At 54.3% G+C, this 21,293-nt stretch carries 18 protein-coding genes and 2 pseudogenes; 1 reads left to right on the forward strand and 19 read right to left on the reverse strand.

Going from position 1 to position 21,293, the window contains the following annotated elements; translation table 11 throughout:
- Positions 1-9: 9 nt before the first annotated feature.
- The 19 genes and pseudogenes from EHV15_RS06455 to EHV15_RS06550 form a co-directional block, all read right to left on the reverse strand.
- The gene (locus tag EHV15_RS06455) at positions 10-882 is read right to left on the reverse strand and encodes a carbohydrate ABC transporter permease (protein WP_128630511.1); all 873 of its coding nucleotides are present in this window, start codon (positions 880-882) and stop codon (positions 10-12) included.
- Positions 883-911: 29 nt separating this feature from the next.
- Positions 912-1,829 (reverse strand): carbohydrate ABC transporter permease, encoded by a 918-nt coding sequence (locus EHV15_RS06460; RefSeq protein WP_128630512.1) that lies wholly within the window; start codon positions 1,827-1,829, stop codon positions 912-914.
- 143 nt (positions 1,830-1,972) lie between these two features.
- A pseudogene (locus EHV15_RS37165) lies at positions 1,973-2,075 on the reverse strand (winged helix-turn-helix domain-containing protein); the annotation flags it as partial.
- A 134-nt stretch (positions 2,076-2,209) separates the two neighbouring features.
- Complete coding sequence (locus EHV15_RS06470; RefSeq protein WP_128630513.1) at positions 2,210-3,091, reverse strand: ketose-bisphosphate aldolase; 882 nt, start codon at positions 3,089-3,091, stop codon at positions 2,210-2,212.
- Between the two features lie 79 nt (positions 3,092-3,170).
- Positions 3,171-4,271: a PTS fructose transporter subunit IIC gene (locus tag EHV15_RS06475; RefSeq protein WP_128630514.1), complete on the reverse strand. Its 1,101-nt coding sequence runs from the start codon at positions 4,269-4,271 to the stop codon at positions 3,171-3,173.
- Positions 4,272-4,283: 12 nt separating this feature from the next.
- Positions 4,284-4,610, reverse strand: a complete 327-nt coding sequence (locus EHV15_RS06480; RefSeq protein ID WP_128630515.1) for a PTS fructose transporter subunit IIB — start codon at positions 4,608-4,610, stop codon at positions 4,284-4,286.
- A 32-nt stretch (positions 4,611-4,642) separates the two neighbouring features.
- Positions 4,643-5,098: a PTS sugar transporter subunit IIA gene (locus EHV15_RS06485; RefSeq protein ID WP_128630516.1), complete on the reverse strand. Its 456-nt coding sequence runs from the start codon at positions 5,096-5,098 to the stop codon at positions 4,643-4,645.
- Positions 5,073-7,061: a BglG family transcription antiterminator gene (locus EHV15_RS06490; RefSeq protein ID WP_128630517.1), complete on the reverse strand. Its 1,989-nt coding sequence runs from the start codon at positions 7,059-7,061 to the stop codon at positions 5,073-5,075. Before EHV15_RS06490 ends, EHV15_RS06485 begins: the two co-directional genes overlap by 26 nt.
- A 435-nt stretch (positions 7,062-7,496) precedes the next feature.
- Positions 7,497-7,621 (reverse strand): annotated as a pseudogene (locus EHV15_RS38205) (DMT family transporter); the annotation flags it as partial.
- Positions 7,622-7,634: 13 nt separating this feature from the next.
- Entirely contained in the window at positions 7,635-8,726 is a 1,092-nt protein-coding gene (locus tag EHV15_RS06500; RefSeq protein WP_128630518.1) for a sensor histidine kinase, read from the reverse strand.
- Positions 8,719-9,420, reverse strand: coding sequence for a response regulator transcription factor (locus tag EHV15_RS06505; protein ID WP_128630519.1), 702 nt, complete (start codon positions 9,418-9,420; stop codon positions 8,719-8,721). The genes EHV15_RS06500 and EHV15_RS06505 overlap by 8 nt, the downstream gene beginning before the upstream one ends.
- 145 nt (positions 9,421-9,565) lie before the next feature.
- Positions 9,566-10,231: a beta-phosphoglucomutase gene (gene pgmB / locus EHV15_RS06510; RefSeq protein ID WP_128630520.1), complete on the reverse strand. Its 666-nt coding sequence runs from the start codon at positions 10,229-10,231 to the stop codon at positions 9,566-9,568.
- Positions 10,232-10,640: 409 nt separating this feature from the next.
- Positions 10,641-12,848 carry an alpha-L-rhamnosidase-related protein gene (locus EHV15_RS06520; protein ID WP_128630522.1) on the reverse strand — a complete coding sequence of 736 codons (2,208 nt, stop codon included), beginning with the start codon at positions 12,846-12,848 and terminating at the stop codon, positions 10,641-10,643.
- A gap of 21 nt (positions 12,849-12,869) precedes the next feature.
- Entirely contained in the window at positions 12,870-13,709 is an 840-nt protein-coding gene (locus EHV15_RS06525) for a carbohydrate ABC transporter permease (RefSeq protein ID WP_128630523.1), read from the reverse strand.
- A gap of 15 nt (positions 13,710-13,724) precedes the next feature.
- Positions 13,725-14,621: a carbohydrate ABC transporter permease gene (locus tag EHV15_RS06530; RefSeq protein ID WP_128630524.1), complete on the reverse strand. Its 897-nt coding sequence runs from the start codon at positions 14,619-14,621 to the stop codon at positions 13,725-13,727.
- A 70-nt stretch (positions 14,622-14,691) separates the two neighbouring features.
- Complete coding sequence (locus EHV15_RS06535; protein ID WP_128630525.1) at positions 14,692-15,990, reverse strand: ABC transporter substrate-binding protein; 1,299 nt, start codon at positions 15,988-15,990, stop codon at positions 14,692-14,694.
- A 240-nt stretch (positions 15,991-16,230) separates the two neighbouring features.
- Entirely contained in the window at positions 16,231-18,582 is a 2,352-nt protein-coding gene (locus EHV15_RS06540) for a glycoside hydrolase family 65 protein (protein WP_128635222.1), read from the reverse strand.
- 142 nt (positions 18,583-18,724) lie between these two features.
- The gene (locus EHV15_RS06545; RefSeq protein ID WP_128630526.1) at positions 18,725-19,735 is read right to left on the reverse strand and encodes a LacI family DNA-binding transcriptional regulator; all 1,011 of its coding nucleotides are present in this window, start codon (positions 19,733-19,735) and stop codon (positions 18,725-18,727) included.
- Positions 19,736-19,849: 114 nt separating this feature from the next.
- Positions 19,850-20,347: a hypothetical protein gene (locus EHV15_RS06550; RefSeq protein ID WP_128630527.1), complete on the reverse strand. Its 498-nt coding sequence runs from the start codon at positions 20,345-20,347 to the stop codon at positions 19,850-19,852.
- 331 nt (positions 20,348-20,678) lie between these two features.
- Between EHV15_RS06550 and EHV15_RS06555 the strand changes: the two genes are divergently transcribed.
- Positions 20,679-21,254 (forward strand): DUF421 domain-containing protein, encoded by a 576-nt coding sequence (locus EHV15_RS06555; RefSeq protein ID WP_128630528.1) that lies wholly within the window; start codon positions 20,679-20,681, stop codon positions 21,252-21,254.
- The last annotated feature ends 39 nt before the right edge of the window (positions 21,255-21,293 follow it).

Consider the following 21,293-nt stretch of genomic DNA (forward strand, 5'->3'; position numbering starts at 1 on the left):
ATCCCCCCCTTATCCCTTGATCCCGGACAACTGCACACCTTCGATGAAATACGTCTCCGCGTAGAGGAACAACAGCACCATCGGAGACATGTACAGCATGGATGCGGCAAAAGCCATCCCCCATTCTCCGCTTAATCTCGATAGAAAGACCGATAAAGGCTGCTTGAGCGGGTCCAAAAAGATCAGCGGCTGCTCGACCATATTCCAATAATCGACGAACAGCAAGACCACCAGCGCTGCCAGTCCCGGTTTGACCATCGGCAGGATGAGCGTCAGGAATATCCGCAGATGGCCGGCGCCGTCCATTTTGGCGGCTTCGATGTAAGCGTAAGGGATATGCAGCATGAACTGGCGCAGCATGAATACCCCGAACGCGGCGAACACGCCCGGCAGGATCACCGCTCCCGGGCTGTGCAGCAGCCCCAGTTTATCGGCCATGATATAGTTGGGGACCAGCGTCACCTGAAAGGGCATCAGCATCGACAGTAAATAGACCAAGAAGAGCGCGTCACGTCCGCGAAACCGCAGTTTGGAGAGCGCATAGGCGGCCATCGCCGCCACCGCCGTTTGTCCGGCGATGATCGGCAGCACCAGTCCCGCGGAATTCCAAAACATCACCAAATATTTCGGGGTATACACCAACAGCCGGCCGTACTGCTCCAAGGTGACCTGGTCCGGCACCCCTTTCAGATTGACGAAGGTTCCGGCACCGGTCGAAGTCACCTCCGTGAGCTTTCCGATCACCCCGTAATTGATCTTCAGCTCCTGTTCCGTCATCAGCGAATTGGTGAACGTAATGACGACCGGGAACAGCAGCAGCAAGCCGATCACCCCCAGGAACGCCGTCAGCAGAGCTTTTTGCACCGCTTTGATCACTTGCACGCCGTCCACCTCCTATTCGTACAAGTTCTCTATTCCATAAACTTCCGGTAGCGGCGCTCCAGCCCGAACAAGACCAGGACGATCGCCAGGATGGCGGCGACCATCAGCACCGCCGCGGCCGTCAGCTTCTGGATGTTCAGCGAAGCAAACATGTTGTTCATGTAGTGCTGCAGCATGTAGATGCTGTCATGCGGATAATCGCCCGCCAGCAAATACGTCTCCCGGAACACCTTAAACGAATTGATGATCGATATAATGACCACGAAAAACGTCGTCGTCGTTAAGTAGACGAGCGTGATCCCCAAAAACTGGCGAAAGGGTCCGGCGCCTTCGACCCGGGCGGTTTCGTAGTAATCCTGCGGAATTTGCTGCAGGCCCGCCAGGAACAAAATGACATTGTAGCCAACGTTCTTCCACAAATACACGACGATGACTACATACCGGGCGGCGGGGGTTTTCATCCAGTCCACGCGCTGGATCCCGAAATGGCTGAGCGCATAGTTCAAAACGCCGTTCCAGTCGAACACCACCTGCCAGATGATGATGACCGAGGCGACCGGCACCACCAACGGCAGCACGTAGGAGGTGCGCAGCCACTTCCGCAGATAGATTTGCCGGTTCAACAGCAACGCCAGTCCCAGCGACAGCACCAGCATCAGCGGGACGCCAAGCGCGCTGAAATAAAACGTGTTGGCCGCCGCTTTCCGGAACGAATCGCTGGACAGGAGCTCACGGTAATTCGCCAGGCCGACGAAACTTCCGCCGGAATTGCCGCTCATGAAGGAATACATCAGACTCATCCCGAACGGAATCAGATAAAACACCGCAAACCCGGCCGCGCTCGGCGCCAGAAACAACCACGCCGCCGCCCCGTCCCCGCGCAACGGGCGGGCGAGGCCCAGCCGGGTCAGGCCGTTCGGCGCACGCAAAAAACCCCACTTCTTCATCTTCCAGTCCTCCTGCATTCATGCCTTTAAGCATAGGGCAGACTTTTAAAATCAAAAGTGGGGTAAATCTTAAATTTTTCTTAACTCGATGTCGAATCTTGAATTCAGCCGGGTGGGGCATCTGCTTTCATAAAACCTGCTTTGTTTCCGCCTTCATAAATAAACTTCGCCCCACACCTGCCTGAAAATATGCTCCGAACTGAACACTTTCTTCGGGTGGCTGGCCAGCAACATCAAAATATCAAACCAGCATACCCGAGATCGGCCTGCGATTTCAAAAGCGGTAAAGAGGCTGGCCGAGGCGATAATTGCGATCGCCTTCGGTCAGCCCCCATTGCAGTATATGGGCAACCGGATGGTTTAGAAGCGTTTTTCTTTGGTCACAAGAGAACGGGTTGCTTGCTGTAAAGCTCGCTTTTGCCGATGGAATCGAACAAGCGCATTTTGTTGCGGATCACTTCCTTGGCCGCGCTGATGCAGTCCGGATAGATGACGTTGGGGTCCCACCATTCTTCACGGCTCAAAATTTCCCGCGCCTTGGCGAAATACGCGTGTTTCATGTCGCTCGAAATGTTGACCTTGCAGATGCCTAGCTTCACGGATTGCGCCACTTCTTCATCCGGGTTCGAGGAACCTCCATGCAGCACAAGCGGGATATCGATCCGCTCGGCGATGGCTTTCAGGATATCGAGCTGCAGCTTCGGTTTGATGTGCTTCGGATAGATGCCGTGCGCGGTCCCGATCGCTACCGCCAATGTATCCGCGCCCGTCCGGGCGATAAAATCCCGCGCTTGCTCCGGATCGGTATACGTTACCTCCGTTACCCCGCCTTCGACGGAATTGCCCGTGCTCCCGATCGTCCCCAGCTCCGCCTCCACCGAGACGCCGACCGTATGGGCAAGCTCCACGACCTGCTTGGTCAATTTGACGTTCTCTTCATAGGGGAGCAGGGAACCGTCGATCATCACGGAGGTGAATCCGCACTTGATGGCCCGCATCACCTCGGCCACCGAGCCGCCATGATCCAGATGGATGACAAACGGAATCGGACTTTTGACCGCGCGGTCCCGCGCATAGCTGAAAAATTCATCCGTCAAAAACTCCAGCTCGCTGGGATGGATGGAAATGATCGCCGGTGCCTGGGAATGTTCCGCTTCTTCAATAACCGCGCGCAAAAAGCTGCTGTCCGCCACATTAAAAGCACCTACGGCAAACCGTTTCTCTTTTGCTACGGCCAACAATTCTTTCATCGTCAACAACATATCTCATTCGCTCCTTTTTAGAGGTTGTTCAAAAAGCCAACTTCTTTTGATCACGCATTTTTAATATCTTTTTGGGTTTTTACTGCGCTTTCTCCAGCGTAAACGTGATGTCGTCATCATCCACACTTACGCCAAGCGTATCGTCGAATTCTTCATCAGCCTCGGTTACCGTTTTTTTGATCATAGAGAGGGCGACTCCGCAAAGGACCGTTCCGATCAAAAGCGCGGCGGTAAACAGCCAGGGATGAGTGAACAGCGGCACAACGAACAATCCCCCATGCGGAACCGGAGCTTCCACGCCCCAGGTCATAATCAATCCGCCCGCAATGGCGGAACCGATCACGCAGGAGAGAACCACCCGGAACAAATCCCGCGCTGCGATCGGAATAACGCCTTCCGTGATCATGCAAATTCCCATGGGAAAAGCGGCTTTCAGCGCTTCTTTTTCCGAACGGGTATACTTCTTGCGGGTGAGAAAGAAAGATAACGTGATGCCGAGCGGCGGAATAATCGAACCGACGAATTTAACCGCTTCCGGACCGTAGACACCTTGCACGAGCAAGCCGTCCGCGAACAGGGACATCGTTTTGTTGACCGGTCCGCCGAAATCGAATGTCGCCATCGCCCCCAGGACCGCGCCGAGCAGGAATTTGGACCCGCCCTGCATGGATTCAAGCATATGGGTCAGACCGTTCTGCGCCCATACGATGGGCTGCCCGATCAGCAAATACATGGCCAGCCCCGATAGGATGGTTGCCAGCACCGGTATCACCATAACCGGCATAAGCCCTTGCATGGATGCGGGCAAACGGACGTATTTCCGAATGGCGAGCACCACATAGCCGACCAGGAAACCGCCAACCATTCCACCGATAAAACCGGCTTGGATCTGCGAGCATACGTAACCTACGATCAGCCCGGGGGCGATGCCCGGACGATCGGAGATGGAGTAGGCGATGGCCGCGCAGATCAACGGGACGACCAGCCCCATGCCCAAACCTCCAAGCTGGTTGAGGTAATAAGGAACGGTACCTGTCTTCTCCGCTACGTCGGTTCCTCCAAGCAGTTGTCCGAGCGCAATACAGATGCCGGCGGCAACGATCAGCGGAATCATATAGGATATACCGGTAAGCAGGTGTTTCTTGATGATTTGGCCGACATGGCTGCCTTTATTAGTCATCGTCGTTCCTCCTTATGCGGGGTTTTGGTTGGAGGCCAGCGAATGCTCCACCTTCTCGATAAACTGAACTGGCGATTTGATAACGGTTTGTGTCTTGACCCGAACGACCGGTTTTCCTTTGAACCTTTCTTCGCCTCCTATCTTGATATCCGTCGCCAAAATCACCACATCCGCCTGCTCGATGTCTTCAGCGGTCAGCGCGTTCTCCGTGCCGATGGTGCCCTGGGTTTCCACCAAAATGTCGTGCCCCCTTGCCGCCGCTCCTTTAATCAGCTTCTCCCTGGCGATGTACGTATGGGCTATGCCGGCCGTGCATGCGGCAACCGCAACGATTTTCATATATACCCCTCCCGCGATGATATTTACTGAAATCAAGCGTGAACTTTAAACAGAGAAATTATTTCCTGCGGATCTTGTTCGACCAGCAGCGCATCCAGCACTTTTTCATCCGCCAAGGCGGATGCGACCTGCGACATCAGCCGGATATGGGTGGTCGTTTTGTCCGTCATCCGCACCGCAAACAGAATGACGCAATGCACCGGCTTGCCGTCAAGGGTTTCCCACGGAATCGGATGTTCGCTTCTGCCGATCGCCAGCGCGGTTTGCAGGACGGCTTCGGATTTGCCGTGCGGGATGGCGATATGGTTTTCCAGTCCGGTCTGCCCTTCCTCTTCACGTTTGTACACATCGGCGATAAAATCGTCGACCGAAGACAACACCCCCTCCCGCAGCAGCATCCCGCTCATTTCGCGGAACACCTCGTCCTTGGTGGCCGCCCGCAAATGGAGATTGATCCGGTTTTCATTGAGAATTTGGGCGATATCCATGATGTTCCTCCTTGTTCAGATTCAACTGTCCGCGAACCATTCGTTTCTGCGCGGAACTAATGATGATGCCTTGCCGGTTGGCAAAGCCTTGCGCGTGATACCAATCGGACAACTGGCGGAAAACCCATATCAGCTCCTTTTCCCCCGGGCAAGCGATCATCCAGTCCAAAGCGGCGATTTCCCCTTCTCCGCCTGTCGTGATGACCAAGCCGATTCGCGTTTGCCTGATCCTCCCGGACGGCACCAGATAGAATCGGTCTCCGCTTGACAGTGTAAGGCAGTTCAGATCTTGCAATCGGGCCGGACCATTCAGCCTGATTTTAAAACGCTTCCATAAATGCTGCACCGCTTGGTCTCGAGGCTGGCCTGCGATAAATAGGTCGGCATCGTCAAAAACGTCCGCCAGAAAACTCCAGCCTGGGCCGGCTTGGCGCCCCTTTATAGCCTCCTGAACGATCCGCCCGGTAACAAGCTTGACGTCGGCCTCACCAAATAGAGCGCTTACAAGAATCACCGGGACATCCGTTTCACGAAGCTTGACGGTGGAAATGATCAAGTCGGCTTTGTCCTTCCAGGATGCCGCCGCCTTGGCCGAAGAGACGGTATCGACGATTTTCCAATCGGGAAAAGTACGCAAAATCCGGGTTTTCAACAGATGGGAAGTTCCAATCCCGCTTGAGCAGACCAGCAGAACTTTCTTGCATTTCACCTGCTGCTCGATGGAATTCTGGAAGTATAAGGTTAAATATCCGAGTTCGTCTTCGCTGACCTCCCGTCCTTGCCACTCGGCGGACATCAGAGCCATGGCCATTACCGTGATGTCGAACACCGCCGGGAACTCCCGTTTAATTTCGGCAAGCATCGGATTTTTAATGGAGATCCGATATTTCAGCCGATTCATCATCGGTTTAAAATGCACGATCAACCCGGTTCGCAACTGCTCATCCCCAGTAAGACCGGTTTGGATCAACGTCGAAAAACAAGCGACCAACCGGGCGGCGATCCGGGGGATATCGGGATTTTCCCGCACGATAAGCTCGGTGGCCGAAGGGCTATAAGCGGATATCCCGGCTCCGGACGAAATCAGATGTTGATAAATAAAATAGGTCTCCTCCTCCGGCAGACTGCCGCCAACGTATTGCTCGACGTGCTTTATGATCGAATCGGCGATTTTGAAAGCGTTTTCGTCCAAGGATGAATCTTGCCGGGCATCCGGTTTGCCGGTCAGAAGCTTACCTTTTTCAAACCTTTTGATCAAAATAAGCAAATGGGACAGTATATTAATATAATACGGATCGCCAATCGGATAACTCAGGTCGTGTTCGGTTTTCTCCAGCAGCTCCTGCACAAACCTGACGGCTCCCGGTTCAAACTGCCGCACCAGTTCCCGGTAGGTTTGGCGGTCGATCCGGTTTTGCTCGGCGCAGCCGCTTTCCTTGGGATAGGTGAGGATCAGTTCGTTGACGAGGTGCATAAAAGCTTTGCGGATATCTTCCTCCGCTCCCCTGATGTGCGTCCCCTTCTGATTGCGGACCAACTGCAACCGGAAGGGTTCCAGCATGCCCTCAATAAATTTCAAATCGTTGACAATCGAGGCATTGCTGATGTAATACGCCGCCGCCAGCCTGCTGATGGACGTCTCTTTCGGCGCCTGGCTCAGCAGTTCGGATAAAATTTGAATCCGCCTGGCCCCGGTGGACTGATCCGATGGTTCAGGGGGATCTTCGAATTGATATCCCTTATTCCGGGGCATGGCCGGCAATTCCAGCATGTACCCTTTTCCCGGCTGTTTTTTCAGCCCGATTCTCTCGCGTTCCAGCCTTTCTTCCACCGCCTGCAGCTCGCGGTAAATCGTCTTTTCCGACAAGTCGAGCCTGTCGGCTATCCATTTGGCGGTAACGTAGTTCCGCTGCCGGCTGAGTAAGTCAATGATTCTTTTCTGCCTGCTTGATAGCGCTATCATGAGGATCACCTCCTTAACTCACGTTTATCATAACACCCCCTCGATATCACGAGAAATACTAAATCATGTCCGTAAATTACGGTCAAATTAATACGCTCCCCGCTCCTCTAAACCGTTCGTTATTTAAGTAGGACATACTGGGCGGAACCGGAAAATGATCGGCTTTTGATAGCTTGGAAGGGATCAGGGACCATGAACTCTGGGATTGGATAAGGAGGAACTCGCTGATGAATTGGTCTTGAGTACGGAAATCTTCGGTTCTCATCCTGGCCGGGATCGCACTGCTGCGGATTGCCGGGAGCGGTGACTACATCTATGACTCGGAAACGAACGAATGGCGGCATATTTGCGAGCGGCGGCCGGCATTGGGGGAGGAATGGTTCGAGTTGGCTTGGGAATAGGCATATTCCGCCGGAAAGCGCATAACGTATGGCGATAGAGCGACCGCAGGAAGGCGATCGCCCACGGGCCGTAGTCGGGCAGCAAAATTTTGATGAAGAGAAAGGAACCTCCCCAAATCAGCTTAATAAAATCAATGTAAAATAAAGCGGACGCGCCACTCCAAACATTAAGTCATGATTTCGGCAAACGCACCTCGAATTCGGTGCGGATGACATCGCTTTGCGCCGAAATGGAGCCCTCATGCTGCTCGATGATATTTTTGGCGATGAACAGACCCAGGCCGGTGCTGCCTTCCTGATGCGTCCGCGCCCGGTCGCCGGTAAAAAACATGTCAAACAGATGCGGCAACTCATCCGGCGGAATGGAATCCCCGTAATTGATGACGCGGATAACCGCGTTCCCACCTTCCAGCCGGCCGCGGATATCGATGTACCCGCCGTCTTTGCCGTAACGGACGGCGTTGGATAGCAGATTCTCAAACACACGGGCCAGCAGGTCCCCGTCTCCGGAGATCATAAGTTGCGGGGCGAGGTCAAGGCGGACGGTCAGCCCGTTTTTTTCGAATAGGGGATACAGTTCCTCGGTCAATTGGGACAGCAGTTCGCCGAGGTCGAGCGGGCTGCGGTTCAGCTTCAGCTTGCCGTAGTTCATCCGCGTGATCTCGAACAGCTCGTCGATCAGCTTCTCCAGGCGCTGCGATTTGGTGTAGGCGATGGAGGTGTAATGCTTCATCTGTTCGGCGCTCAGATCTTTGCCCTGCAGAATGAAGTCCAGGTACCCGATCACGGAGGTCAGCGGCGTTCGCAAATCATGGGCCAGGTTGAGCACCAGCTGCTCTTTGCTTGTTTCGGCAAAATCCCCCCGCTCCACCGCCTGCTGCAGTTTTTCGCTGGCCAGGTTGATGTCTCGCGCGATATCCCCGAGTTCGTCTCTCGACGGAACATGGACCGGGTTGGTGAAGTCGCCTCCGGCCAACTGGTTGATTCCCCGTGAAATTTCCCGGAAATAAGCAACGTAACGCCGGGTAAGCAGATAGAAGTAGAAAAACGAGATCGGGAAAAAAATGATCAGGAACACATTAATATCGCCGAGCTCTCTGATAGATTCGCGGACTTCGAACATCGGGTTTTCTCGTAACAACGTATGGTAATACTGACGCAACGCCAAGTAGATTAGAAAAGTAGTGCCGGCGGACAAGAGCATACTCAGCCCAAACAGCTTGATCATTTGGAAGCGGAAGCTTCGGAATTTGATTTTAACCATTGAACGTATAACCTACTCCCCAGACGGTTTTGATCAGCTTGTTTTTGTATTGTTCCTCTCCCAGCTTCTTGCGCAGGGTTCGGATATGCACCATCACTGTATTCCCGCCTTCGTAATAAGCCTCGCCCCACACCTTTTGAAAAATATGCTCCGAGCTGAACACCTTTTTCGGGTGGCTGGCCAGCAAATATAAAATATCGAACTCTTTGGGCGTAAGCTCCACCGGTTCGCCGTACAGGAATACGGTCCGCTCCTCGGGATGAATGACGAGCCCGCCAGCCTCCAGCACAGGGGTCCCCGCCTGCGCACCCGCCGATGGGTTGAGCTCCATGAAGCGGCGCAGCTGCGCGTTCACCCGGGCCACCAGCTCCATCGGGTTGAACGGCTTTGTCATGTAATCGTCCGCGCCGCGGACCAAGCCGGTGATTTTATCGAGATCGGTCGCCTTGGCGCTTAAGAAAATAATCGGCAGATGATGCCGCTCGCGGATTTGCCGCGTCGCCTCGTACCCGTCGAGCCCCGGCATCATGATGTCCAAAATCGCCAAATCGACCGGCTGCGTCCGAACGGCGTCAACCGCCTGCTGCCCGTCGGAAACTTTGATGCAGCGGTAGCCCTCACTGGCCAGATGCAGTTCAATCAGATCGGCGATTTCCGCTTCGTCATCCGCAATCAATATCGTGATTGGTTTCATCGTTAGGCCCTCTCCTTTTCATGGACAGCATAACCGAGATCGGCCTATGATTTCAAATGGTTTATTCTTATAGGCCTCCGGCATAGCGGTAAAGGGGCTGGCCAAGGCGATGATTAGCGATCGCCTTCGGTCAGCCCCCTGTTTATTAAGCCCTTAGTTCGCGCAAGAAGCGGAGTGTTAGCCCCGTGGTATCCGGCAGGACAACATCCGCCCCCGACGCGGTGAGCGCGGCTTCCTCGCCGATGCCCACCGCGATCATGCCCGCGGCCTTGATCGCTTCGATCCCGGCCTGGGCGTCCTCGACGCCGATGCACGCCTCCGGCCCTACGCCGATTTCTTCGGCTCCGCGCAGGAATAGATCCGGGGCAGGTTTCCCCCGCTTGACGGAATCCGGCGGCACCACGTAACTGAATAATTCCGTGAGCTCCAAAGCGCGAAGAATTTGCGGCGCGTTTTTGCTGGCTGACGCGATGACCGCCGGAATCCCTTCGCGCTGCAACTCCAGCAGCAGCTCACGTATGCCCGGATACGTATCCTCCGGTTTCAACCGCTCCAGCAGCGAAACGTAATGCTCATTTTTTCGCTGCGCCATTTCCTCTTTTTCCTCCGGCGTATAAGCATCCGCCTTACCGCCGTGAACGAGAATCCGTTCCAGCGATTCCATCCGGCTGATGCCTTTAAGCTGTTCGTTAAACGCCCGGTCGATGGCGATGCCCAGTTCTTCGGCAAGCTGTTTCCAGGCGATGAAATGATATTCAGCGGTGTCGGTGATCACCCCGTCCAAATCAAAAATGACCGCTTTGAGTTCCATATTGTCTAGAACACTCCTATCTACTTTTTTCAATAGTCCTCCACGTTGGAAAAAATCCAATAGATTAGCGGATATAGACCGCCATTTCGAGCTCTCATTGGAAAATATCCAATAGATTTCGCTCAAATTGCCCATTTCGTGTCCTGTCAAACCTCATCTATTGGAAATATCCAATCAGGCTGCTGTATTTGCCAGAAGATTTCCAATTCTATTGGACTATATCCAATCAGAATGTTGGGCCAGGCGGGCGTATCCCCGCAATCCCCCCCTATTTCCCCCTACTTCCCCCTACTCCCGCTACTTTCTTCTACTTCCTCTACTTCCTCTACTTCCTCTACTTCCTCTACTTCCTCTACTTCCTCTAATTCCTCTAATTCCTCTACTTCCCCCCTACTTCCCTCTACTTCCTCTACTCCCCGCTAACTTCCCACTCGATCCAGGGCTCGTCGCTTTCCAGGCGCTCCCTGTTCAGCTCCAGCACTACGCGCCATCTTTCATCATTGCGCACAGTGACCATACGGCCTTTCCCGCCACTTTCGGGTTTGAACACAATATCAAACCGGGCGCCGGCGATGTTCAGCCCGCTGAGCTTGCATTCGCGCTCTTGCCAGGCGGCCGGCAGCTGCGGGTTCAAGCGCAGCACGCGCTGGTGCGCCTGCGGCCGGACGCCGAACAAGCCGCGGACGACCGGCACCGCCAGCGCGTAAAGGGTCCAGGCCTGGACCACACAGCCGTAATCCGGGGACATCTCGGAAAAAGAGCCGGGTAACACCGCGGAGAACGTGCGCAGCATCCGGCGCAGCAGCTCCAGCGCCTCGTCCGGGTGCCCGTTTTCCGCTTCGGCCACGGTATGAACGCCGGTTGAAATCGTCATCGTCCCCTGCTGGAGGATGCCGGACAGATAGGTGCCATACTCGCCGACAAAAACGTCCGACCGCATCGTTTCCAGCGCTTTGGCGGCTTTGTCCGGATCGGCGATACCCGCCTCCATCGGCGTGACGATCACCCAGTTTTTGTTCAGCAGCCAAGCTACGTCTCCCTCTTGACCGGCGGTATCCCGCAGGATCTGATCCATATACTCCCCGTACCCGGCAACCCCATGTTTCTCCGCCAGGGACACCATAGTCTCCCGCTTGGCCACGACCATTTCGCGGGGCGCCACGGCGTCGGCGTACAGCCCTTCCGCTTCGCACCAGAAGACCCGATTGACAGCCTCAACCGCCCGCTCCGCCAACTCGCCGTATTTCGCCGACCGCTCGTGCTCGCCAAGGAACTCGCTCATGGCGGCCATCGCCCGCAGTGCCTGGGCGGTATAAACCGCGCTGTCGATCAGCTCCATATTCAGCCCGGCGATTTCGATAATCCCGTAGCCGGAAGGGAACAAATCGCCGTCGGGGTCCATTTCCCCCAGCAGCCATTCGATCCCTTTCAGGCAATAGTCATAATGGCGGCGCAGCAGCGCTTCATCGCCGGTCCATTGAAACAGCTCCCACACAAACGCGATGTAGTGCGCGGTCTCCTGGGTATTGCCCGGATTGGCCACTGCTCCCAGCGTCGTGATCTCATGCACAACCCGCCCGTTGCCGTTCGTTTCCTCCGACTTTTTCAGCAGCAAATCCAGTGTATCCCGCGCCAGCCCAGGATCGCCGATGGCCAGCACGCCTTGCAGCGCATACGTGCTGTCGCAGCCAAACCACCAGGGATACGTCGGTCCCCCGGCGGTCAAGCCGCGGCCCAGTCCGTCCACCGTCTGCACCAGCCATTGATTGTTCCACTTGGCCCAGGCAAAAGCTTCGTTTAATCCCGGTTCGCCCTCGATTTCTAGGCTGGCCCGCTCCGCGATTTCCCGGTACAACGCCTGTTTCTCCGCAAGCAGCGCTTTATGCCGCCGCGAAATCTGCTCATAGCTACGGTCGCACTCCTCCTGCGAGGTATACGAACCGGCCGCAAACAGCCGGAAATCGAACGTTTCCCCCGCCTGAAGCTCCACCTCAGCGGCAAAAGAGATTCCGCAGCCGGCCCCCGCCGTAAATTCAGGCCCGTACAACTCCGGATCGGCTTCGACTGCGGTCCCCGGCAGGTCTGTCCCCACCCGCACGAACCACGAATGATCCTGATCCTTGACCAGCACCTGGCGATCTGCGATCTCCACCGGCACGTCCCGTTCCCCGTCTACGACGCCGGCCTGCTCCGAAAACCAAACCGGACGAAGGTCCGTCCGCACGAGCAGCTCCAACCGCAAACGTACGGGTTGCCCGGCATTAGCGTGAACACGGTAATTGGCGGCAAAACCTTTTTCCCGCTCCGGAGCGAATTGGGAACGCTCGATGGAGACCGGGATATGGCCCAGCCAGTGATCGTATTCAAAACGGCCGCCCCAAGGCTCGCTCGCAAAAGCGTCTGCTCTTGCCCAGACGGAAATGCCCCGGTCCAGGTCCGTAACCTTCAGCCAAAAGCCGTCCAGCAGCTTGATTGGATGCAGCCACACGCCCCCCATCTCACCCGCGAGATGATGGCCGAAATCGGGAAAATACCCGTCCTGCGAGCCGCAAATTTTGACGTATTCGCCGCCGTGATAATAAAGATTAAGTGGGTGTCTGCTCGTTAACCCGGTCATGAACTTCCTCCTTGATATAAATCAGCCTTTAATCGCCGAAGAGATGGAGATGCCTTCGATAAAGTATTTTTGCGCGGCAAAAAAGACGATCAGCGCCGGCAGCATAATCAGGATCGTAGCCGCCATCAGCATGTTCCATTCGACATTGTACAGCCCCTTGAACATCGAGAGGCCCAGCGCCAGGGTGTATTTTTCCGTGGAATTCAAATAAATCAAAGGTCCTTGGAAATCGTTCCAAACGCCCATAAAGGTAAAAATGGCTACGGCAATCAGCGGCGCCATGGACAGCGGCAAAATGATACGCGAGAAAATCTGCATCCGGTTCGCCCCGTCCACAAACGCCGATTCGTCGAGATCGCGGGGGATAGCCCGCATAAACTGGCGGATCAGAAAGATGTTAAACGCCCCGCCCCCGAAAAAGGACGGCACGATCAGCGGCAAAAACGTATCGACCCAGCCCGCCTCCTTGAACATGATAAACATCGGGATCAGCGTCACCTGGGAAGGCAGCATCATCGTCGCCAGCAAAACGAGAAACAGCGTTTTTTTCCCTTTGAAGCGGAATCTTGCGAAGCCGTAGGCGCATAAAGCCGCCGAAAACACGGTTCCGATCAGCACCGGAAGCAAAATGATCAGCGTGTTGAGCAAAAAAGTGAAAAACGGGATCGCCCGCACGGCGTCAGTATAATTGCTCCACAGCCAGGTCGTCGGGAAGAAGTTGTCTTTAAACACCCCGGCCGGTGTTTTCAAAGACGTAAAAAAGGTCCACAGCAGCGGAACAATTACCACCGCCGCCCCGGCAATCAGCACCAACTGGCTTATGATCCCGGATATGCTTATTTTTTTGAGATTGCGTTCCATTCGCTTGCGCCTCCTTTAATCCTTTTCGTCGTCGCCCTGGTAGTACACCCACATGGAAGAGCTGCGGATGACGAGGAGCGTGAAAACGAGAATGATCACGAACAAAATCCAAGACAGCGCGGAAGCGTAACCCATTTCATAATCCTGAAACGCTTTGTTGTAGAGATACAAGTTGTAGAACAGCGTCGAGTTGAGCGGCCCGCCGTTTGTCATGACAAAGGCTTGGGTGAAATACTGGAATCCGCCGATAACCCCCATGATCAAATTAAAAAAGATCGTCGGCGAGATCATCGGCAGCGTAATGCTGGAAAAACGGCGCAAACGGCCCGCCCCGTCAAGTTCGGCCGCTTCGTACAGCTCTTCCGGAACCCCTTGCAGTCCGGACAAATAGATGATGATCGTGTTGCCGATCCCCCAGATGCCCATGACGATCAGCGCCCCCAGCGCGTAGGAAGGGTCCTGCAGCCAGGCCGGCCCCTGAATGCCGAACAAGGCCAAAGCCCGGTTCAGAATCCCGTATTCCGGGTTAAAGATCATCACCCACATCATCGAAACGGCGACCGCCGGAATGACCGAGGGCATAAAGTAAATCAGCCTAAACAGCTTCATGCCCCGGCTTCGCATGTTCAGCAGCATCGCCGCGAGCAGGGAGAGAATTTGGTACAGCGGCACGGAAACAAGCGCAAACACAAAGGTCACTTTTAAAGACTGGTAAAACAGATCGTCCTGAAAAATCGCCCGGAAATTGTCCAACCCGACCCATTCGATCGATTTGACCCCGGTGATGATGTCCCATTTGCTGAATGCCAGCAGCAAGGAGAACAGCATCGGACCGATGGTGAACAGCAGCAGTCCAAGCAACCAGGGAAGAATAAACAAATACCCGGCGCGCTCCGATTTTGAATTACGCATGGAAAAAACCTCCTTGATGAGACGGGGTGAAGCGAAGGGCGCTATACACCTCGCTTCACCCGCCGGTCACTTACTTGACTTTGCCGTCCACATTTTTGGCGGCTTCATCGAGCGCCCCTTTGACATCCTGTTTGCCCAGCAAGATTTTCTCCAGCGCCTTGGTGAACTCTTCGACGAATACCGGACCGTTGGCGGAACGCATCGTAACCGGCTTTTTCGCGTAGTTCATCATTTCGATCACCGGTTTGTCGGCCACCTCCGTCTCTTTCACCTGGTCCAGCTCGGCGACGGTGGCGGGCAGCACCTTGCTGTACTCCGCGCGCAGCTTCTGGGCGTCGGTGCCGGACAGCCATTTCACCAGTTCATAAGCTTCCTGTTTGTGCTTGCTTGCGGCGTTGACGGCCCAGCCGGCGCTGGCGATGATGCTTGTTCTAGTCCCGTCTTCCCCTTTGGGAATCAAGGCCGAGCCGTACTGTACGTCCGACTTGTCCAGATCCCCTTTGATCCAGCGTCCGGTCACCATCATTGCCAGTTTGTCGGTCATGAACATGGAGGAATCTCCGCCCATCGTTTGCGTATCCTGCGGTGTCGGAGAGACGCGGTCCGCTCCTTTGGACAAGGCCACATATTTTTCAAGGGCGGCCACGGTTTTGTCACCGTTCATGTAACCTTCCGCTTGGGTGCCGTCCTCGTTGGCGATGTCCGTTCCGTGATCCCACAGATAGGTGTAAATCGGATATTCCCATTTCGTGGCGTTGAAGCCGAATTGCGTATATTTGTCACCGTCTTTTTTGGTCAGTTTCTGTGCGGCGGCGATCAGGTCATCCCAGGTCCAGTCGTCCGTAGGATACGGAAGCTGCGCTTCGTCGAACATCCGCTTGTTGTACCACAAGGCCAGCGGATTGAAATCCTTCGGCAAATAATACTGCTTCCCGTTGATCTTCATGTTGTCGATCAAATCCTTCTGGAAGATGTCCAGGGAAAAGGAGCTGTCGTTCTTCAAATAATCGTCGAGCGGTTCAATGACGCCTTTATCGACATATTTGAAATAATCGCCTTCGCCGATCAGGAACACATCCGGGGCCTGCCCGGCGGCCAGCGAGGTGGTCAGCTTCGTAGCGTAACCGTCGCTCGGAATCGGTTCGAATTTGACCTGGATATCCGGATGCGCCGCGTTGAATTCATCCGCCAGCTTCTGCTCGTTGGCGCCGGCGTTCACATCCCCCCAGACGGAGAAGGTCAGGGTTACTTTTTCTTTCCCGCCTTCCGCGCTCCCGCCGCCGGAAGCGCCTTTGCCGCCCCCGCACCCCGAAAGAACCAGCGCTGCAACCATAACCAAAATAACTGCTGCCGACCATTTTTTGCTCATTTCTAATGACCTCCCTTAAGAAATTCAATTTCGATATAACGATTACCGACTGCATAGAGCTAACGGACCTGAATGCTCTTATTCGCCTGAAAAAGCACGATTTTCATTTCTAACGGACAGGAGAGCCGCTATTTGCTCGAAAAAGGCCGGATACGTGCACATCAACGCCAAATAAGGTCTGTGGTGTCCGTTACAGCTCGAAAACGGTTGATTTCGCCGAAATAACGGCGCTGTGGTCCGTTAGGATTGCTTGATCGACTCATAATCGTAATGCAACTCGCCGGTGAACTGCACGCGTTGTCCGTGTATGATCAGCGAAACTTCCGCGTTGGCGTCCCCCGCTTGAATATGGAGGTGCTGGCGGTCCAGCGTAAACCGCAGGCGTTCACCCCGCCAATACAGCGGGAAGGAAAGCTGCTCCCACGCCTCCGGCAAACTCGGGTTCACATGAAGTTCGCCGCCCAGCATCCGCACGCCGGCAAAACCCATAACCACGGACTCCCAAACTCCGCCCAGCGATGCGGAGTGAATGCCCGCGTCGGACGAATGCATATAGGGGCCGAGATCGATTTCGGCGGCCCGCTGGAACAGCCGGTAAGCCAGGCTGCGATCTCCGAGATCGTTGGCCAGAATGCTGTGCGTCGACAAGGACAACGAGGAATCGTGCAGCGTTTTTTCTTCGTAGTAATCGTAGTTGGCTTTTTTCACTTCCGGGGAAAAGCGGTTCTCCAGCAGGAAAAACAGCATCATGATGTCCGCCTGTTTGGATACCTGCATTTCTCCCACCTGATCGAGATTGTAATCGTCGAAAATGCCGCCGACCTTCTCTTGCTGTTTGTATGGGGTAAGGTCGATGATCTTTTTCTGCAAATACGTATCATCCTGCGGGATGATCCCCGCTTCATTTGGCTTAGGCAAATAAATGCGCTGCGCCTTCACCGCCCAATCGGACACGGCCTGCTCCAAGCCAAGCTTCGCGTTCAACTCGGTAAACAGCTCCTTGTCTTCCTCCTGCAGCACGTTGTAATATTCCATAGCGAGTTCCAGGTTAAAGTGGGCCATATAGTTCGTAAACGCGTTGTTGTCGACATGTTCCTTGTATTCGTCGGGCCCGACAACCTCGTTGATTTCGTAGCGGCCCCGGTCCTCGTTCCATTCCAAGCGGCTGGCCCAGAATTTGGCCGTATCGAAGATGATCTCGTACCCGCAGCGGCGCATAAACTCCCCGTCTCCGGTCGCCTGGTAATAGTGCCAGACGGCGTACGCAATATCGGAGGTAATATGCTGCTCGATAAACCCGGACCAGATTTTGGTCTGCTCGCCGGTAACCACATCGACCGCCCCCCATACGGGAGTCACTTCGCCGTCGCTCGGCCAGGCCGCTTCCCAGGGATACATCGCTCCCGCAAAGCCGTTGTCGCGCGCTTTGGCCCGCGCCCCTTCCAGCCCCAGGTAACGGTATTCCAGCAGCGAGCGGGCAACCTCGGGATTCGAATAAATATAGAACGGCAAAATAAAAATTTCCGTATCCCAAAAAGAATGGCCTTTGTAGCCTTCGCCGCTTAAGCCTTTGGCGCCGATACCCATGCGGCGGTCATGTGCGGGCGTCATGACGACCAGATGGTAGACCGCAAACCGGACGGCCAGCTGATCGAAGGCATGTTCCGATTGAACCGACAGGTCGTACCGGTTCCAGACATCGGCCCAGGCTTCCCGGTGCCGGTGGAACAATTCGTCGTATCCGGCGCGGTGCATGTCCTTCAGTTCGTTCAGCGCCGCTTGGCGAAGCGCGTCCAGTGCAGCGCCTTGGGCGAACTCGCGGTCGCGGCTGGTGTAAACGGCGGCCAGCTTTTCAAATACGACCGTGTCCCCTTCCGTCAGATCCAGCGAGTAAGTGACGGCTACCTTGCGGCGGTCGATGTCCATTTTAGGGACAATATCGGCCTGGCTGCCGTTGAGTTCCAGGCGATGGGCCGCCCCAAGCACGAAGTCGATTTTCGACTCCGTTGTCTTCTGAATGAGTTCCAAATACGTTTTGTCGTAAATCCGCTTCTCGCCTTCATGAAAATGCTGGCTGCCGCTGTTGCCAGCTTGGCCGTCGATGCCCGAGTTGATCGAGAGGTTCGCGCCTCCCTGGAGCAAGCGGATCTCCACCTGCATGCCGATCTGATGCAGATGGGCCAAAGAGACGAAGCGCCGGAATATGAAGGCGATTTTTTTGCCCCGGTGCTCCCATACGAAGCTGCGAACCAGCTCGCCATCCCGCAGATTGAGCCTGCGTTCATATTCGGTCACCGTTCCGAGCTGCAACGACAAGCGCGTACCGTCAACCCGGATGTCGAGCTTGGTCAGGTCGGCCGCATTCGGCAATTCACTCACTTCAAACTCATCAAACTTGTTGAACGTCCCGTTGACGAACAAATTTCTTTTTTCACCGATGTAGGGTTCTTCCGTCGCCGAACGCAGCCCCATGTAGCCATTTCCAAGCGACATTACGGCTTCGCATTTTCCGAGCGCCAGCGGATCGAATTCGGTCTCGGAGAAAATCCAGTTTCGCAGTTCTTCCGTGCTTGCCGGGTTGTAGTTAAGCATTGCAGTCATCCACTCCATATCTCTTTCTTTTTCTGAAAGCGTAATCGAAATCGTTTTCGAAATGATCGAAAAAATTCGAAAACGATTTCGATGTCAGCAAAATAAAAAAGGTATTACTAGATCGAAAACGTTTTCGACTCCATTATTGCACCTTTATCGTCTCTCTGTCAACAATTTGGAACGGAAGAATTTTATGATACCCGGCCGTTTGCTTTTCCAGCATGTTAACCACCTGCTCAAAAGCGGAATAACCGATTTGGGTGAAGTCCTGTTTGACGGTCGACAATCTGGGCGTTGTATAGCTGGACAATACGATATCGTCAAATCCCATGACCGATATCTGTTCCGGAATCGCTATGCCCAGTTCCCGGCAGCGGGTCATAAAACCGATCGCCATCAAATCGCTGACCGCGAAAACGGCGGTGATCCCGGGGTTGTCCCGAAGATAAGCTTCAGTGGCCTGGTAGGCTTCTTCCTCGTTAAAATTCGCGTCGATCACGCGTTCGGGACGGTACGGCACCCCCGCTTCCTCCAGGGCTTGGCGATACCCCTCGAGGCGATCCACGCTAACCGCGGCAAACGGGTGCCCGTTGATCAAGCCGATCTCCCGATGGCCCTTGCTGATTAAATATTTCACCGCCTCCTTGGCGGCGATGAGGTTGTCCGTGGACACGGAGCCCGAATGGGGACCGACGATATTCGCATCTACAACGACGCTCGGCAACTTGCTGTTCACCAATTCCTCGAAATAAGGATCGCTTGTGCGCAAGCCGGAAATAACCACCCCGGCGATTTTATTTTCCTGGCAAAACTGCCAGTAGGATTTGTCCTGCTGCTCGGACAAGCTCCGCGTATAGATGACGACTTCATACTGGTAATGCTGGGCCGCGGCGTAAACGCCGCTCATAATCTGGAACGTCAGGCCGTCTTTGCCGTTGGCCTGTTCAAAGTTGGATATGATCAGCGCGATCGTTTTCGTTACTTTGTGCTTCAGATTTTTGGCCAGCATATTCGGGAAATAGTTCAATTCCTGCGCGGCCTTCATCACTTTTTTTCTTGTTGACTCGCTGACGTCGGAATAGCCGTTTAACGTCTTGGACACCGCCGAAATCGACACGTTGGCCCGCTTGGCCACATCTTTGATCGATACCATCGTTTCACCACAACATTTCTATAAGAGGTTGTTCAAAAAGCCGACTTTTTGAACACTCATCAATAAGGTTCAAGTTCTATTGTATCGATTGCCGGCAAAATAGCAACCAAATGGTTAACCGCTTACTTCAAACTGCATATGTTCGGTTTCGATCGAGTAGTCTTTGGAAGCCCCGTTTTTGTTTATCGTAAATTCGGCTATCCCATACACCTCATATGTGCCTGGCTCGTTGATTTTGTAAGCAAAAGATTCGGAGATTTCCTTGTCGGCCGGGAATTCCTGAATGACGGCCGAGTCAACCATGACCGTGACGGTGTTGACTCTTTCCCCCGACTCGTCCTGGATCACATAGTGAAATATGTCCGGCCGGCTTTGCAGCTCCACCGCGAAATCCTGCTCGTTTTTCAAATAGGCTTTGATCTTGAAAGTCTCGTTAAGGCCCACTTGCTCCGGCAAGGAAATGCGGGCTGAGAAAAAGTCCTGCTCGTCCGGAACCTCCAATGGCGCTTGCAAATCCGGCTTCGAAACGGCTTGCTCCACCGGGTCCGGAGACTGGCATCCCGCTCCCGCCAGACAGATCAGGATCATAAACCAAACGCATATTTTCCGCAAGGCGCGTTCACCTCCATCTTAAAAGACGTAAACCGGCCCTCGTTTTGTTGCAGTAAAAATGCGAAGGCGGCTGCCCGCCAAATTTTCGCTCGTGCGGGGCTTAAAACCGAATGGTTGATTGGAAAAATCCAATAGAATTGAAATCTATTTTCAGCCGGAGTGGTGCGATTGGATAATTCCAATGAAAGCTCAAAAAAGCGTTCGATCTCCGAAAATCTGGTTGATTTTTCCAATAAGGGGCGGAGGGAGTGGGGTCGTCCACTGCATAAACTCAAGTAAAAAAATCCAACTTAACCATGAACTCTTTGATTGGATAAGGAGGAACTCGCTGATGAATTGGTCTTGGGTATGGGAATCTTCGGTTCTCGTCCTGGCCGGGATCGCACTGCTGCGGATTGCCGGCAGAAAGTCGATTGCGCAATCGACCGCCGCAACCACCGTAATCATCATTTCGATCGGGACTATGGTCGTCCAACCGGTCGCCTTTGATCCGCTATGGAAAGCGCTGGCTTCCGCGTCGGTATTTATCTTCTGGCTGATTGTCGTCGAATACTTGCAGTTGAAATGGGACTGGTTCGAGGGCTTGCTCAGCGGCCGTTCCATCACCGTGATCGAAAACGGACAAGTCCTACCGAACAACATGCGCAAGCTGCGCATAACCGTCGACCAGCTGGAGGTAAGGTTAAGGCAGATAGGCATCTCCAACATCGGCGACGTGAAAACGGCTACTCTAGAACCTAACGGTCAGATCGGATACGAACTGATGGAGTCTGCCCGCCCCGTTACCATCGGCGATCTGGAGCGTATTTTCGGGCTCAAACCCGGCATGTCCCTGGACCAATCCGTCCTTTTTCAGGAAGTACGCCAAAACCATCATCCCACACCAGTCAATCCTAAATTGCAATAAAGAAAAAGAGTTTCCTCCGTACGGCCAATTCATGAATCC

Source organism: Paenibacillus oralis (assembly GCF_003863965.1).
GTDB classification, from domain to species: Bacteria; Bacillota; Bacilli; order Paenibacillales; family Paenibacillaceae; genus Fontibacillus; species Fontibacillus oralis.

Bases quoted from the DNA above. Each gene is read 5' to 3' on its own strand.
- EHV15_RS06470 (WP_128630513.1), bottom strand. From the start codon at position 3,091: ATGTTGTTGACGATGAAAGAATTGTTGGCCGTAGCAAAAGAGAAACGG.
- EHV15_RS06485 (WP_128630516.1), bottom strand. From the start codon at position 5,098: ATGGATATCGCCCAAATTCTCAATGAAAACCGGATCAATCTCCATTTG.
- pgmB (WP_128630520.1), bottom strand. From the start codon at position 10,231: ATGGAACTCAAAGCGGTCATTTTTGATTTGGACGGGGTGATCACCGAC.
- EHV15_RS06480 (WP_128630515.1), bottom strand. From the start codon at position 4,610: ATGAAAATCGTTGCGGTTGCCGCATGCACGGCCGGCATAGCCCATACG.
- EHV15_RS06500 (WP_128630518.1), bottom strand. From the start codon at position 8,726: ATGGTTAAAATCAAATTCCGAAGCTTCCGCTTCCAAATGATCAAGCTG.
- EHV15_RS06505 (WP_128630519.1), bottom strand. From the start codon at position 9,420: ATGAAACCAATCACGATATTGATTGCGGATGACGAAGCGGAAATCGCC.
- EHV15_RS06525 (WP_128630523.1), bottom strand. From the start codon at position 13,709: ATGGAACGCAATCTCAAAAAAATAAGCATATCCGGGATCATAAGCCAG.
- EHV15_RS06460 (WP_128630512.1), bottom strand. From the start codon at position 1,829: ATGAAGAAGTGGGGTTTTTTGCGTGCGCCGAACGGCCTGACCCGGCTG.
- EHV15_RS06520 (WP_128630522.1), bottom strand. From the start codon at position 12,848: ATGACCGGGTTAACGAGCAGACACCCACTTAATCTTTATTATCACGGC.
- EHV15_RS06490 (WP_128630517.1), bottom strand. From the start codon at position 7,061: ATGATAGCGCTATCAAGCAGGCAGAAAAGAATCATTGACTTACTCAGC.
- EHV15_RS06535 (WP_128630525.1), bottom strand. From the start codon at position 15,990: ATGAGCAAAAAATGGTCGGCAGCAGTTATTTTGGTTATGGTTGCAGCG.
- EHV15_RS06545 (WP_128630526.1), bottom strand. From the start codon at position 19,735: ATGGTATCGATCAAAGATGTGGCCAAGCGGGCCAACGTGTCGATTTCG.
- EHV15_RS06530 (WP_128630524.1), bottom strand. From the start codon at position 14,621: ATGCGTAATTCAAAATCGGAGCGCGCCGGGTATTTGTTTATTCTTCCC.
- EHV15_RS06475 (WP_128630514.1), bottom strand. From the start codon at position 4,271: ATGACTAATAAAGGCAGCCATGTCGGCCAAATCATCAAGAAACACCTG.
- EHV15_RS06555 (WP_128630528.1), top strand. From the start codon at position 20,679: ATGAATTGGTCTTGGGTATGGGAATCTTCGGTTCTCGTCCTGGCCGGG.
- EHV15_RS06540 (WP_128635222.1), bottom strand. From the start codon at position 18,582: ATGCTTAACTACAACCCGGCAAGCACGGAAGAACTGCGAAACTGGATT.